This window comes from Pseudomonas protegens (assembly GCF_013407925.2).
Classification (GTDB): domain Bacteria; phylum Pseudomonadota; class Gammaproteobacteria; order Pseudomonadales; family Pseudomonadaceae; genus Aquipseudomonas; species Aquipseudomonas fluorescens_AP.
In genome coordinates, this window is sequence record NZ_CP060201.1 from 6,319,883 (window position 1) to 6,332,984 (window position 13,102).

Here is a 13,102-nt window from a genome sequence, read left to right on the forward strand (position 1 = left end):
AAGTGCCCGCAGCAGCGGGCACTCTGTTCCTGCCTGGCAGCGTCAGCCCAGGCAGATGCGGCTTACCACTGACCCGAGAAGACGCAGGTCAGGGCTTCGATGGCGCTGAATTTCCACAACGAATCGCCGCAGTCGCTGGCGAAGGCGTGGGCGTTGGAGGCTGTGAGCGCCAGGGCGATGGCCGAGGCGTAGACGATTTTCTTGAGTGACATGGGAAAGCTCCTTGTTATGAATCCGCACGTTCTTGTGAGCGCCATCCTGAAGGGGGGGGTGGACTATAAGCTCGCCCTGGGCCAGGGACCATTAGCCCGAGTGTGCTAATGGCCCATTCCCATTATTGCGTCTGGCGCTGACTCAGTTACGAAAATACAGCTCGTCCAGCTGCCGCCGGCGGATCGCCAGGTACTCCTCCCAGACCTTGGGGAAATCCTCGTCCCGGGTGAGGGGGAAGGTCAGGTAGTAAGTCCGACCACTGACACTGATGTACTCCCGCACCCGCTTGTACGCCGGTTGCTCCAGCAGCGAGATGTACTCGTCATAGGCGTGGTGGTAGTGGGTAATCGTGACCCGGTGGGGCGCGATCATGCAGCGGGAAAAGTCGATCACCCAGCCGTGACTCATGCCGTTGCCCAGGTACCCGTAGACCCCGTCCTCGGACAGGCTGATGTGATTGCGTGCCTGCTCGCCATCCTCGTCGTTGACCAGCACGATCTGGGTTTCGAAATAGCGGATGACCTGTTGCTCGGGGCCGCGCAGGTGCAGGTTCCAGCTGATGGCGCCCATGCGGAATTCACCTTGTTCGGCAAATTCGGCAATCCAGCCGTTGGCGAGGGTAATGCGGTGTGTGGTCATGGTCAGTGGTCCGGCTCGGGCGGTGCATGGGGAAGGGCGCTAGTGGCGTGGCGCGGGGATTGTAACCACCAGGCTGGGTGCATGGCTTTATATCAGGGGAGAAAATGGAGCGCTGCAAACAATGCTTCTATAGTGTTTTTGCAGCATAAAAAAAGCTGAAAACAAACCCCCAACGGTTGCCGATAGCAAAGAGTCTCTCCTTTGGCAGGATGCGCCCATGTTCAATACTCGTTTGAAAATGCAATTGCAGTCTCTTCAGTCGGAGCTTTCAGTGGCTCGACAGTTGCTCAAGGGGATTGAGACTTGCCTTGTGCGCGCGGTCCTTGACGCCAACTACAACGTTATAGATGCCAATGAAGGCTTTTTGAACATGTTGGGGTGTGGCGCCAACCAAGTGCTGAACAAACCGCTCGACAATTTCATTCCGCAGTATGTGCGGCAGATGGATTGTTATCGTCGTTTGCTCGACAGCGTGAACAACCACGACGCGGTTATCGATACTTACCGTTTTCAGCGCCCCGATGGCGGACTGTCGTGGTTTCGTGGCCTCTGGCAGCCGATTGTCAATCAACAGGGGCAATTGGAAAGTATCCATGCCTTTGGTTCGAACATCACCGAGACCGTTGACACTTCGGCGGAGAATTCGGCGTTCATTCAAGCGCTGCTGCGCTCCACCGCGGTGATCGAGTTCGATCTTCAAGGCCATATCCTGCAAGCAAACGAGCAGTTTCTTCGCTCCATGGGCTATGAACTTGGGCAAATCAAAGGCAAGCACCACAGCATGTTCTGTGACCCAGCCGATGTTGCGTCCAGTCATTACAAGGAGTTCTGGGCGACCCTCAATCGCGGTGAATTCGTGGCTGACCGTTTCAAGCGAGTCGATGCCCATGGTCGAGTCGTTTGGCTGGAAGCGACCTACAACCCGGTGCACAACGCACAGGGCGTCCTTTACAAGGTGGTCAAGTTCGCCACGGTCATTACCGAGCAAGTGGCTCGCGAGCAGCAGGTGAACGAGGCGGCGACCATCGCGTTCGAGATCTCCCAACAAACCGACATCAGCGCCCGCCGAGGCGCCGATGTGGTGCAGAACACCGTGCAAACGATGCGCATGATCTCGGATGAAATGCAGGCGGCATCTGCCGGGATTGAAGCGTTGGGCAAGCAATCACTGCTGATCAGCTCGATTGTCCAGACCATTGGCGGTATTGCCCAACAGACCAACTTGCTCGCGCTCAACGCAGCAATCGAGGCGGCGCGGGCGGGTGAGCAGGGCCGGGGGTTTGCCGTGGTCGCCGATGAAGTGAGGCAGTTGGCGGGGCGCACCAGTGCCGCTACCGAAGAAATCGTCAGCGTTGTACAGCAGAACCAGAGTCTGGCGGATGCAGCCGTAAGCGGCATGGCCAACAGTCGCGGGCAGGCTGAAGAAGGCCTGGCACTTGCCAACGAGGCCGGCTCGGTGATTCTCGAAATCCAGGAGGGTGCGCGCCAGGTTGTGGGGGCCGTGGGGCGTTTCGCCAATCAGCTGAAATAGCCTGCGCAACATACCGTCGCGCGCCCCTGGCGGTGCATCGCTGTGGTGCCTTGTCAGGCTGGTAAAGGCCCGGGGCGCCTCATGTGCGCCCCGGGCCTTTGCGCTTAGCGAGCGGGTGACAAGGCTGGCGTGCGTGGCGGAATCAGGCGCTTGCTGCCGGTGGATTCGAAGGCCGACGCCAGGCGCAGCAGGCTCGAATCGTCATAGGCGCGGCCGGCGAAGGTCAGGCCGACCGGCATGCCGATGTCCGCCATCACCCCCATCGGCACGGTCACCGTGGGCACGCCCAGGTGGCGGATGGCGAGGTTGCCGTTGGCCACCCACACGCCGTTGCTCCAGGCAATGTCCGCCGACTCGGGATTGATGTCGGCATCCGCCGGGCCAACGTCGGCCACGGTGGGGAACAGCACGGCGTCCAGCCCCAGGCGATCCATCCACTCTTCCAGATCGATGCGCCGGGTCTGCTCCAGGCCGCGCAGGCCGTCGGCCAGGGAGGCGATCTGGTCCCAGGTCTTGAGCCCGCGCTTGGCCATGGTCACGTACTGGTCCATGCCGGCGGCCAGGTCGTCTTCGCGGTTGGGCAGGGTGCCCGGGTCGTGGGGGAAGATCTTCGGCCCGTCGACATCCGCCAGGCGGTTGAGCTTGGGGTCGTCGTTGGCCCGCAGGAAGTCGTCGAACGCCCAGCCCGAGAGTTCCCACAACTCGTCATGCAGGAACTCCTGGCTCACCAGGCCGCGGTTGTACACGGTCGGCGCGCCGGGGCGGTCGCCTTCGCAGTTGGACACCAGGGGGAAGTCCACTTCCAGCACTTCGGCGCCGGCGGCTTCCAGGGCTTGGCGCGCCTGCTGCCAGAGGTCGATCACCGAGGGCCGGGTGTGGATGCGCTGGCCGGTAGGGCCGCCGATACCGGGTTTTTCGCTGGTGCCGGCTTCGGGGTCGGCGTTGATGTACATGCGCGGTACGCCAAGGCGCTTGCCCTTGAGCGCCGTGGCGTCGGCTGCCAGTTGCGGGTAGGACGCCGGGCGCACCGAAGTCACGCTGGGGATCGGCACCCAGGGTTGCAGGCGCCACAGGTCGCCGCGGGTGTCCGGATCTTCGGCCACCACCACGTCCAGCACTTGCAGCAGGTCGGCCATGGTCCGGGCGAAGGGCACCACCACGTCCATGGTCGGGGTCAGCGGCCAGTTGCCGCGCACCGAGATCACCCCGCGCGACGGCGTGTAGGCGCACAGGCCGTTGTTGGAGGCCGGGCCGCGACCGCTGGACCAGGTCTCCTCGGCCAGGCCGAAGGCGGCGAAGCTGGCGGCGGTGGCGGTGCCGGCGCCATTGGACGAGCCGGAGGCGAAGGGCGCGGTCAGGTAGTTGGCGTTATAGGGGCTTTCAGCACGGCCATACACGCCGCGCTGCATGCCGCCATTGGCCATGGGCGGCATATTAGTCTTGCCCAGGCAGATGGCTCCGGCAGCCCGCAGGCGCTCAATGGTGAAGGCGTCGCGGTAGGCCACCAGCTCGGCAAAGGCCGGGCTGCCCGAGGCGGCGGTCAGGCCCTTGACCAGGTAGCTGTCCTTGGCGGTGTAGGGAATGCCGTCCAGCGGGCCGAGGGTCTGGCCCTTGGCGCGACGCTCATCGGACGCTGCGGCTTCCTTCAGGGCTTCAGGGTTGCGCACCACCACGGCGTTGAGGGCGGTGGCGGTGTCGGGGCCATCGTAGGCGTCGATCCGCGCCAGATAGGCCTGGACCAGTTCCACGGCGGTGGTCCGGCCCGATTCCAGGGCGGCGCGCAGGTCGGCAATGGACACTTCAGTGACTTCGATCATGCTGCTACCGCCGCTGGCTGGTGGGTGAGGAGGTCAAGCGGGCGCAACGGGGCGCGGGTCTTCGGGTATTGGCTGTGCATGGTGATTCTCGTGGTGCGGTTCGGCACGACAGGGATGGCAAGAAAAACTGTGGGCCTTTTTAGCATCTAGTGCCGGGCAGAGGAATGCCTGCTGCCCCGGCGTGAGGCAAAACAACCCGTTACCGGGAGCGCGGGCTGATCACCGCCACCAGGTTCCAGTCCTTCAACGCCTCGGACGGTATCGGCTGCCCGGAAAAGCGGTAGCTGCCCATGGCCTGCAGTACAGCCTGGTCGATGGCGCTGTCGCCACAGCCCTCTAGCAGTGACAGCACCGGCACCTCCGAGCCCGGGTTGAACTCGACCTTGATCATGATGGGGCGCAGCCCGGGGGCGAGTTTGAAACGCTGCAACACGGTGATTTGGGTGATCCTGATGTTTCTTTTCAAGCGTGCGGTTGCGGTGTTGACCCAGACTTCGTTGTAGCGGTTTTCCTGCTCCGGGCTCAGCGTCAGGCCGTCGTCCCGCAAGCGTGCAATAGCGTCCCAGGCGTCGCCCCAACTGTGGTCCAGGGCGCTGAAGTACAGCAGCAGCGCGCCCTGTGGATCCCGCGGGCCGCCCTTGCCGTCTTCCATCAGCCGGGCCAGTTTGGTCTTGCTGTCTGAATTGCCGGCGTTGGCGGCCCGCTGATAGAAATCCCTGGCCTTGAAATAGTCCGCTGGGGCGCCTATGCCCTGTTCCTCCAGGCGCCCAAGATGGTAGTAGGCCTCGGCGTACACTTGGGCTACCGACAGATAGAGGGCCTTGGCCTTGGCACCGTCCTGGGGCACGCCCTGGCCGCGTTCGTACAGGGTGCCGAGGAGGGCCCGGCAGGTCAGGTTGCCGTCGTCGCTGCGATCGCGGATGTAGTCGAGCTGCTCCCGGGAGATGGGCTGCTGGTCGCGGTAATGCCAGCAGCGTATGGCGACCACTGAGTCCTTTTCTTTATTTGCGCCGATGCTTTGGCAGCCGGCAACCAGGGTGCTGAGCAGCATCAGGGCGGCGATCCGGTTCATGCCGGGCACCCGTTGAATTCTCCCAGGTAATCGAGGCTTGCCGTGTTTGCGGGGCGACGCCGGTTGGGGCCGGGGGCGTGCGATTGCCGGTCGCCATGGATCGAGTCACTGGCGATGAGGATGTAGTGGCTGTAGCCGGGGTCGATACGCGTGCGCAGTTGCTGTTTTTCGGCGTCGCTGCGGATCAGTGATTGCAGGTATTGCGGGCCGTCTTCACGCTCGATCAGTTCGACGAAATCGGCGTCCATGTAATAGCCCAGCTCCTGTTTGAGGCGCCAGCTGGGGTTGCGGGCTTCCCAGGCGCTGAACTCGGCGGCGCTGGCATCCGCCGCAGGTTCCGGTTCCCACTGCTCGAAGGTGAACAGTTCGGCCTCGGCCTGGTTCGGGAAGCGCGCGGCGAACAGGTGAAAGGCAAAGTAGGCATCGGGTGCTTGCATCGGCTAAATGGCTCCGTTGTTCAGACTACGCTGGCGCGCTGCAGGTGGCTGACATGACCCAGGCCGGCGGCGTTCAGGCGCGCGGCCAGGTCTTCCCGGGCCTGGGCGCCGCCGTTGCGCACGTAGTCCAGCTCCGAGGCGGTGATCAGCACCACCGGTACCAGGGTCACCGGCGACAGCGGCATATCGTCCAGACGGGTCGGGAAGTCCGGGGCCGGGCTGCCGATCAGCACCCCGGCGCAGTCGTCGGCGCTGACAAAGTGCGCCGGCAACTGCTCGCTCATGGCCCGCGACTGGCTGACCCCGGGCAGTTCCAGGGACAGCACGCCGTAGCGCTCCAGGCGCGAGCGGTAGCCGCCAGCATCGGCCACGGTGCCGGCCACGCAGCGCAGCAGTTCGAAGGTCCAGCTGTCGGCAAAGGGCGAGACGTCGCCAACCGCGCCCTGGGCGTGGGCCGGGATGTCCGGGGTTTCGATGAACAGCTCCATCTCGAAACCATTGCCCAGGTCGTCGCCTTGCACACCATCGAACGGGTCGGACAGGCCCTCGGTGGCGAGGAGGATGCGCTCGTTGCGGCGCACGATACGGTAAGCCTGGCGAGTGGAGGGCCAGTGGGGGCCGCCCATGAAGCTGGGGCTGATGGCAAAGCCCAGGACGTCCTGCTCACAGTGGCCGACCGCTTGCCAGTGACGATCGAGACAGGCCGCGCCGGCCTCCATCAGGGCAATGCCGGCCAGGTCGGTTTCGCTTGGCGAGTACTGGGCGTTGGGCTCCTCGGCAGCGGCCGGCTCGTGGGCGGGCAGGGCGGGCTCGGCTTTTTGTGGCGCCGGCTTGTTAAAGACGCTGAGCAGCTTTTGCAGGAGGTTCATCGAGCGATCCTTGCGGGGGCCAGTGCGTTGCATGCAGTGCACAGCGCACGGCTAGAAAGACAGGGGCGCGCATTGTGACGGGTTTGCCGTGCCCGTGGAAACCGCCGGATGCGCGTTGCGTTAAGCCTTGCCTTGCCGAAGCCGCGGCCCGAGAATCCGCCCCGGTCCGCTAGCAAGGAAAGTGATCTGCATGCCTTACCCGAAAAAGCTCAGCCCGGCGTTTTCCGGAGCCCTGAGAACCTTCAGTTTCTGGGTCGCCAACGGCACCCTCGGCTACCCGCTGCTCGAAGGTATCGACTACCGGAGTGACCTTGGCGAGGAGCCGAGCATGCTGGAGATGGCCTACGCGATTTTTGCCAATGTGCTGGAGCTGGACGAAGAGGGCGTACCGCTGAATGCCAAGTACGCCGAGTACCGGGCGGCGCAATACATTCGCCAGTATTGCGATCCGGGCTACACCGTCGTGCCGGCATTCGAGGAATGGGAGCAGGAGCTGTACGGCCCGCCCGAGCGAGAAGACCGCAAGCCCTGGCCACCCGGGGTGCGCAAGGCCTGACGCGTCACTGTAGGAGCGAGCTTGCTCGCGATGGTCGCCAACGAAAACGCCGCGTTCACTGGGGGAACGCGGCGTTCTTCAGGGCTTCGCGAGCAAGCTCGCTCCTACGGGTACAGGCAGGTACGGGGCGCGGTGTCAGCGGTTGGCGGCGGTCCACTTGGCCCGTGCCGCGTGCAGCTTCTTGTAGCTGTCGATCAGCCGCAGGTGGCGGTCCAGGCCTTCGAGTTGCAGGTTGGTCGGGGTCAGGCCGTAGAAGCGCACGCTGCCTTGCACTGAGCCGATCACCGCGTCCATCCGTTCGTTGCCGAACATGCGCCGCAGATTGGCCTCGTAGTCCGCCAGCTCCAGCTCGTCGTCCAGCTCCACTTCCAGCACCGCGTTCAGGGCCTGGTAGAACAGCCCGCGCTCGACGGTGTTGTCGTTGTATTGCAGGAACATCTCCACCAGCTCCTTGGCCGGGTCGAACTGCCCCAGGGCCACGTGGATCAGCAGCTTGAGTTCCAGGATGGTCAACTGGCCCCAGGCGGTGTTGTCGTCGAACTCGATGCCGATCAGGGTGGTGATGTCGGTGTAGTCGTCCAGCTCGCTCTGTTCCAGGCGCTCCACCAGGTCCCGCAGGCCGTCTTCGTCCAGGCTGTGCAGGTTGAGGATGTCTTCACGGAAGAACAGCGCCTTGTTGGTGTTGTCCCAGATCAGGTCGTCCACCGGGTAGATTTCCGAGTAGTCCGGCACCAGGATGCGGCAGGCGGTGGCGCCCAGGTGCTGGTACACCGCCATGTAGACCTCCTTGCCCAGACTTTCAAGGATGCCGAACAGGGTGGCCGCTTCCTCGGCGCTGGCTTTTTCCCTTTCACTGAAGCCGCTCTGGCTGGTGAAGTCCCACTCGACGAACTCGAAGTCCGCCTTGGCGCTGAAGAAGCGCCACGACACCACGCCGCTGGAGTCGATGAAGTGCTCGACGAAGTTGTTCGGCTCCATCAGCGCCTGGCTTTCAAAGGTCGGCTGCGGCAGGTCGTTCAAGCCTTCGAAACTGCGGCCCTGGAGCAGTTCGGTGAGGCTGCGCTCCAGCGCCACCTCGAAGCTCGGGTGGGCGCCGAAGGACGCAAACACGCCGCCGGTGCGCGGGTTCATCAGGGTCACGCACATCACCGGGAATTCACCGCCCAGGGACGCGTCCTTGACCAGCACCGGGAAGCCTTGCTCTTCCAGGCCCTGGATGCCGGCCAGAATGCTCGGGTACTTGGCCAGCACTTCCTGGGGCACGTCCGGCAGGGCCTGCTCGCCTTCGAGGATCTGGCGCTTGACCGCGCGCTCGAAGATCTCCGACAGGCACTGCACCTGGGCTTCGGCCAGGGTGTTGCCGGCGCTCATGCCGTTGCTGAGGAACAGGTTCTCGACCAGGTTGGAAGGGAAGTACACCACCTCGCCATCGGACTGGCGCACATAGGGCAGGCAGCAGATGCCGCGCTCGATATTGCCCGAGTTGGTGTCGTACAGATGGGAGCCGCGCAGCTCGCCATCCGGGTTGTAGATGGCCAGGCAGTGCGCGTCGAGGATCTCCTTGGGCAGCTCGTCCTTGCGCCCCGGCTGGAACCAGCGCTCGTCCGGGTAATGCACGAACTCGGCGTTGGCGATCTCTTCGCCCCAGAACTGATCGTTGTAGAAGAAGTTGCAGTTCAGGCGCTCGATGAACTCGCCCAGGGCCGAGGCCAGGGCGCTTTCCTTGGTCGCGCCCTTGCCGTTGGTGAAGCACATCGGCGACTGCGCATCGCGGATGTGCAGCGACCAGACGTTGGGCACGATATTGCGCCACGAGGCGATTTCGATCTTCATCCCCAGGCCGGCGAGGATCGCCGACATGTTGGCGATGGTCTGCTCCAACGGCAGGTCCTTGCCGGCAATGTAGGTGCTCTGGGTCGCGCTCGATTGCGGCATCAGCAGCGCCTGGGCATCGGCGTCGAGGTTTTCCACTTCCTCGATGATGAACTCGGGACCGGTCTGCACCACCTTCTTCACCGTGCAACGGTCGATGGAACGCAGGATGCCCTGGCGGTCCTTGTCGGAGATGTCCGCCGGCAGTTCGACCTGGATCTTGAAGATCTGGTTGTAGCGGTTTTCCGGATCGACAATGTTGTTCTGCGACAGGCGGATATTGTCGGTGGGGATGTTGCGGGTCTGGCAGTACAGCTTGACGAAGTACGCCGCGCACAGCGCCGAAGAGGCCAGGAAATAGTCGAACGGCCCCGGCGCCGAGCCATCGCCCTTGTAACGAATCGGCTGGTCGGCCACCACCGTGAAGTCGTCGAACTTGGCTTCAAGTCGAAGGTTGTCGAGAAAGTTGACCTTGATTTCCATGGGGGCACCGGCATCGCGAAGCAAAAAATGGCGGGCATTATCCGGGATTTTGCGCCGCCGTGGGGCGGTTTTTGGGCCGGCGCGCACCCACGGGCGCCAAGCGGTGGCCTTGATCCGATGAACAGGGCGTTTGGCGGATGTTAATCTGCGCCTCCCGGACAAACAGTGGGCCAGTGGATGCAGAGGATGTTGAGTGAAGCCGAGCTTTACAAGGCGCTGGAAGCGATCGAAAGCGCCTCCTGCCATGACCTGAATCGTCTGTATGACGAGATGCAGATAGACCGGTGTGCTCTTTTCAATCAAGTCGCCATGGCGGTGGCCCGGCTCTTTATCGAGGGGCAGCGCGACTTTCATTACGGTGATGCAGTCATGAATACCTTGTTCAGTGACATGGTTGATCTGTCCTTGAACGCCGACATGCCCGAGCCGGCCTTTTCCATCTACCTGGCGTTTGATGCCGGAGAGTATCGTCACCCGGGGGATGGGCAAGATGAACGGCCTTGGGAAAAGTGGACGCGGCCGGCGCTTGAACGGATTCTGCGCGAAGCCGATGAGGGGGCGTCGGCCGAGGTTTAGCCGGCGCGCGTTGCGGCCGGAACCGCCGGCGAATTCACGCGGTTTCGCTACGGCTCCAGCATCAAGCGGCGCCAAAGAATCGGCGGCGCGACAGCAGCGGCCGGCGCTTGTGGCTCCGCCTTCTCCGGTGCCTGGGCTGAGGTTGCCTCGCTGGGCTCAGGCGCTCTTGTCGACTCGGTCGGGTCATCGGTCGGCGATGAGGTCATTTGATCCTGACCACCACCTTGCCCTTGGCCCGTCCCTGTTCGACGTACTGCAGTGCTTCTGCCGTGTCTGCAAAGGCAAAGCTGCGGTCGAGCACCGGCTTGATGATTCCGGCCTTGATCAGCGCGGTGATCTGTTGCAGCTGGGCGCCATCGGCCCGCATGAACACAAAGGCGTAGCGGACGTCCAGCTGGCGCGCCTTGCGCCGGATACCGAAGCTCAAAAGCCGCATGACCTGCTGCAACGGCCAGGCCAGCCCTTGCTCCTGGGCGAATTGCAGCGTGGGTGGCCCGGAGATGGAAATCAGCTGGCCGCCGGGCTTGAGGACCTTGAGGGACTTTTCCAGTACGTCGCTGCCCAGGCTGTTCAACACCAGGTCGTAGTCATGCAGGACGCTTTCGAAGTTCTGCTGCTTGTAGTCGATCACCTGATCGGCGCCCAGGGCCTTGACCCACTCGACGTTCGCCGTGCTGGTGGTGGTCGCGACGAAGGCGCCAAGGTGCTTGGCCAGCTGGATGGCTAGGGTGCCGACACCGCCTGCGCCGGCGTGGATCAGCACTTTCTGGCCCTTTTTCACCTGGGCGGTTTCCACCAGCACTTGCCAGGCGGTGAGTGCGACCAAGGGGATCGATGCGGCCTCGATCATGCTGGTGTTGGCCGGTTTCAGGGCGACGGCCTGTTCGTTCACGGCGATCCATTGGGCGAACGTCCCGATCCGTGTTTCAGGCGGGCGCGCGTAGACTTCGTCTCCCGGCTTGAAGCGTTGCACCTGGTGGCCAACTTCAACCACGACGCCCGCCAGGTCATTGCCCAGTATCAGCGGCAATGCATAGGGCAGGATCAGTTTGAATTCGCCTGTGCGGATCTTCGAGTCCAGGGCGTTGACGCCACTGGCGTGGACCTCGATCAACACGTCGTGGGCACCTACCGTTGGCGTGGGCGCTTCGCCAATGCGCCCGCTGTTCTTGCCATAGCGATCAATTAGAAAGGCTTTCATCGTGGTGCGGCTCTTGTCGGTTGGAATAGGTGTGGGCGGTGCTTGGGTGGGGTTGCTGTCATGGGGGCTCAGTCGTCAAGGAACGCCCGGGCCTTGGCCACGAAGTCCGCGTGGTACTGGAAGATGCCGCCGTGCCCGGCATCCTCATACATCACCAGCTGCGCGTTGGGGATCCGCTTGGCCAGGGTATGGGAGTTGACGCTGGGCACCATGATGTCGTTGTCGCCATTGACGATCAGCGTCGGCGCCCGCAAGCGCCCCAGGTTCTGCGGCGCCTGTCTGCCCCAGGCAGTGATGGCTTGCAACTGCCGCAGGAAAGCGCCGGGCGTCGGGCTCTTGTCGCGATGCTTGCGGCGAGCTTTCAGGCGCTGCAGATACTCCGAGGCGGCTCGACGACCATTGGCTGTCGAGGTGAAGAATAGGTAGACCTTGGGATCGCGCAAGGTCAGCAAGCCTTTGAGCATCAAGGGCCAGGTCACCGAGCCGACCTTGTCGATACCGCTGCCGCCGGCCGGCCCGGTGCCGGTGAGAATCAAGCGGCGCACCAATTCGGGGGCCTTGAGGGCGATGTCCTGAGCAACGAAGCCGCCGAGTGAGAAGCCCAGTACATCGACGTTCTTGAACCCCAGGGCCTGGATCAACTCAATGGCGTCTTCTGCCATTTCGCCGATCGTCCGGGGGGCGACGCCACCCGAGCCGCCGATGCCGCGATAGTCGGTGGTGATGACTCGCCGGGTCTGTGCCAGCCCATCGATGATGGCCGGGTCGAAGTGGTCCAGCACCGCGCCCCAATGGTTGAACAGCACCAGGGGCACGCCGCTCGCGGGACCGGTATCGCGATAGGCGAAGGGAATGCCCCTGACCATGATCGACTGGTTCGCCGCGTTGACGAACGACGTCTGCACAGCCGGGGCGAGAGTTGTCTGGGTTGGATTCATTGCTACTCCGAACAGCGGACCGGATTCGCCGCAGTGCCTGCCGCGAATCCGCCGCGAATGCTCGTTACCTGAAGATTACTGTTGGGACTGGTAACGCTGGGCAACCTCGGACTGGCGGACCTGCCCGAGCAGGGTCTGCCGCGCATTCTGCAGGTCATCCCAGGGCTGAGCCTGTTGCAGCGGCGGGATGGTCACCGCTTCGCGCCGATCAAAGCCGACCAGTGCGGCGTCCACCAGATCGCCGACTTCCATGATTTCGTCCAGGGTGTTGATGTCGATGCCGGAGCGGTCCCAGATTTCCGTGCGGGTGGCGGCCGGCAGCACGGCCTGCACGTACACGCCCAGGGGCGACAGTTCCAGGCTCAGGCCCTGGGACAGGAACAGCACAAAGGCCTTGGTCGCGCCATACACCGTCATGCCGAACTCCGGCGCCAGGCCCACCACCGAACCGATGTTGATGATCGCGCCGTCGCCGGCCTTGACCAGGCGTGGGGCAATGGCACTGGCCAAGCGCACCAGTGCCGTGGTGTTGAGGGCAACCAGTTGCGCAACGCTGTCGGTGCTTTGCTCGATGAAGCTGCCGGACAGGGCGGCGCCGGCGTTATTGACCAGGATGCCGATACGGGCGTCTTCGCGCAGGCGGGTTTCAACGGTGGTCAGATCGCTGAGTTGGGTCAAATCCGCTTTCATCACCTCGACGGCGACCCCGTGTTCGCTGCGCAATCGGCCTGCAAGTGCATCCAGGCGTGCCTGGTCGCGGGCCACCAGGAGCAGATCGTGGCCGCGTTGCGCGAAGCGCTCGGCATAGGTGGCGCCAATGCCAGTGGAGGCGCCAGTGATGAGAACGGTAGGGCGTGAGCTCATGGGGTTATCTCTCTTTCAGAATGGGTGAAAACAG

Annotated in this window: 12 protein-coding genes and 2 pseudogenes; 4 read left to right on the forward strand and 10 right to left on the reverse strand. The window is 63.4% G+C overall.

Annotated features, from left to right (window positions below; genetic code table 11):
• Positions 1–62: 62 nt before the first annotated feature.
• Positions 63–212 carry a hypothetical protein gene (locus GGI48_RS29145; protein WP_015635448.1) on the reverse strand — a complete coding sequence of 50 codons (150 nt, stop codon included), beginning with the start codon at positions 210–212 and terminating at the stop codon, positions 63–65.
• A gap of 142 nt (positions 213–354) precedes the next feature.
• Positions 355–852, reverse strand: a complete 498-nt coding sequence (locus tag GGI48_RS29150) for a hypothetical protein (RefSeq protein WP_179601402.1) — start codon at positions 850–852, stop codon at positions 355–357.
• Between the two features lie 370 nt (positions 853–1,222).
• Between GGI48_RS29150 and GGI48_RS31695 the strand changes: the two are divergent.
• Together GGI48_RS31695 and GGI48_RS31700 are read left to right on the forward strand one after the other, a co-directional pair.
• Positions 1,223–1,798, forward strand: a pseudogene (locus GGI48_RS31695) (PAS domain-containing protein); the annotation flags it as partial.
• A gap of 150 nt (positions 1,799–1,948) precedes the next feature.
• Positions 1,949–2,383 (forward strand): annotated as a pseudogene (locus GGI48_RS31700) (methyl-accepting chemotaxis protein); the annotation flags it as partial.
• A 104-nt stretch (positions 2,384–2,487) separates the two neighbouring features.
• Here the strand turns inward: GGI48_RS31700 and GGI48_RS29160 are convergent.
• The 4 genes from GGI48_RS29160 to GGI48_RS29175 all read right to left on the reverse strand — a co-directional run bounded on the left by GGI48_RS29160 (position 2,488) and on the right by GGI48_RS29175 (position 6,578).
• Positions 2,488–4,200 (reverse strand): amidase, encoded by a 1,713-nt coding sequence (locus GGI48_RS29160; RefSeq protein WP_179601406.1) that lies wholly within the window; start codon positions 4,198–4,200, stop codon positions 2,488–2,490.
• 199 nt (positions 4,201–4,399) lie between these two features.
• Positions 4,400–5,272 carry a tetratricopeptide repeat protein gene (locus GGI48_RS29165; RefSeq protein WP_047304178.1) on the reverse strand — a complete coding sequence of 291 codons (873 nt, stop codon included), beginning with the start codon at positions 5,270–5,272 and terminating at the stop codon, positions 4,400–4,402.
• Complete coding sequence (locus GGI48_RS29170; RefSeq protein ID WP_179601408.1) at positions 5,269–5,709, reverse strand: hypothetical protein; 441 nt, start codon at positions 5,707–5,709, stop codon at positions 5,269–5,271. Before GGI48_RS29170 ends, GGI48_RS29165 begins: the two co-directional genes overlap by 4 nt.
• Positions 5,710–5,729: 20 nt before the next feature.
• On the reverse strand, positions 5,730–6,578 hold the full coding sequence (locus tag GGI48_RS29175) for a suppressor of fused domain protein (protein ID WP_179601410.1): 849 nt from the start codon (positions 6,576–6,578) through the stop codon (positions 5,730–5,732).
• Between the two features lie 190 nt (positions 6,579–6,768).
• Here GGI48_RS29175 and GGI48_RS29180 point away from each other — a divergent pair, with 190 nt between their 5' ends.
• Positions 6,769–7,134, forward strand: coding sequence for a hypothetical protein (locus tag GGI48_RS29180; RefSeq protein ID WP_016964182.1), 366 nt, complete (start codon positions 6,769–6,771; stop codon positions 7,132–7,134).
• A 135-nt stretch (positions 7,135–7,269) separates the two neighbouring features.
• On the opposite strand, the gene GGI48_RS29185 is transcribed toward GGI48_RS29180, so the two are convergent.
• Positions 7,270–9,489 carry an OsmC domain/YcaO domain-containing protein gene (locus tag GGI48_RS29185; RefSeq protein WP_179601412.1) on the reverse strand — a complete coding sequence of 740 codons (2,220 nt, stop codon included), beginning with the start codon at positions 9,487–9,489 and terminating at the stop codon, positions 7,270–7,272.
• Positions 9,490–9,675: 186 nt separating this feature from the next.
• Between GGI48_RS29185 and GGI48_RS29190 the strand changes: the two genes are divergently transcribed.
• Positions 9,676–10,065, forward strand: a complete 390-nt coding sequence (locus tag GGI48_RS29190; protein ID WP_260620562.1) for a hypothetical protein — start codon at positions 9,676–9,678, stop codon at positions 10,063–10,065.
• A gap of 202 nt (positions 10,066–10,267) precedes the next feature.
• Here the strand turns inward: GGI48_RS29190 and GGI48_RS29195 are convergent, their stop codons facing one another.
• The 3 genes from GGI48_RS29195 to GGI48_RS29205 all read right to left on the reverse strand — a co-directional run bounded on the left by GGI48_RS29195 (position 10,268) and on the right by GGI48_RS29205 (position 13,068).
• Positions 10,268–11,266 carry an NADP-dependent oxidoreductase gene (locus GGI48_RS29195; RefSeq protein ID WP_179601414.1) on the reverse strand — a complete coding sequence of 333 codons (999 nt, stop codon included), beginning with the start codon at positions 11,264–11,266 and terminating at the stop codon, positions 10,268–10,270.
• 68 nt (positions 11,267–11,334) lie between these two features.
• Positions 11,335–12,204 (reverse strand): alpha/beta fold hydrolase, encoded by an 870-nt coding sequence (locus tag GGI48_RS29200; RefSeq protein WP_179601416.1) that lies wholly within the window; start codon positions 12,202–12,204, stop codon positions 11,335–11,337.
• A gap of 75 nt (positions 12,205–12,279) precedes the next feature.
• A complete protein-coding gene (locus GGI48_RS29205; protein ID WP_179601418.1) occupies positions 12,280–13,068 on the reverse strand; it encodes an SDR family NAD(P)-dependent oxidoreductase in 789 nt (262 codons plus the stop codon).
• Positions 13,069–13,102: the final 34 nt, after the last annotated feature.

Bases quoted from the DNA above. Each gene is read 5' to 3' on its own strand.
- GGI48_RS29145 (WP_015635448.1), bottom strand. From the start codon at position 212: ATGTCACTCAAGAAAATCGTCTACGCCTCGGCCATCGCCCTGGCGCTC.
- GGI48_RS29150 (WP_179601402.1), bottom strand. From the start codon at position 852: ATGACCACACACCGCATTACCCTCGCCAACGGCTGGATTGCCGAATTT.
- GGI48_RS29160 (WP_179601406.1), bottom strand. From the start codon at position 4,200: ATGATCGAAGTCACTGAAGTGTCCATTGCCGACCTGCGCGCCGCCCTG.
- GGI48_RS29165 (WP_047304178.1), bottom strand. From the start codon at position 5,272: ATGAACCGGATCGCCGCCCTGATGCTGCTCAGCACCCTGGTTGCCGGC.
- GGI48_RS29170 (WP_179601408.1), bottom strand. From the start codon at position 5,709: ATGCAAGCACCCGATGCCTACTTTGCCTTTCACCTGTTCGCCGCGCGC.
- GGI48_RS29175 (WP_179601410.1), bottom strand. From the start codon at position 6,578: ATGAACCTCCTGCAAAAGCTGCTCAGCGTCTTTAACAAGCCGGCGCCA.
- GGI48_RS29180 (WP_016964182.1), top strand. From the start codon at position 6,769: ATGCCTTACCCGAAAAAGCTCAGCCCGGCGTTTTCCGGAGCCCTGAGA.
- GGI48_RS29185 (WP_179601412.1), bottom strand. From the start codon at position 9,489: ATGGAAATCAAGGTCAACTTTCTCGACAACCTTCGACTTGAAGCCAAG.
- GGI48_RS29190 (WP_260620562.1), top strand. From the start codon at position 9,676: ATGTTGAGTGAAGCCGAGCTTTACAAGGCGCTGGAAGCGATCGAAAGC.
- GGI48_RS29195 (WP_179601414.1), bottom strand. From the start codon at position 11,266: ATGAAAGCCTTTCTAATTGATCGCTATGGCAAGAACAGCGGGCGCATT.
- GGI48_RS29200 (WP_179601416.1), bottom strand. From the start codon at position 12,204: ATGAATCCAACCCAGACAACTCTCGCCCCGGCTGTGCAGACGTCGTTC.
- GGI48_RS29205 (WP_179601418.1), bottom strand. From the start codon at position 13,068: ATGAGCTCACGCCCTACCGTTCTCATCACTGGCGCCTCCACTGGCATT.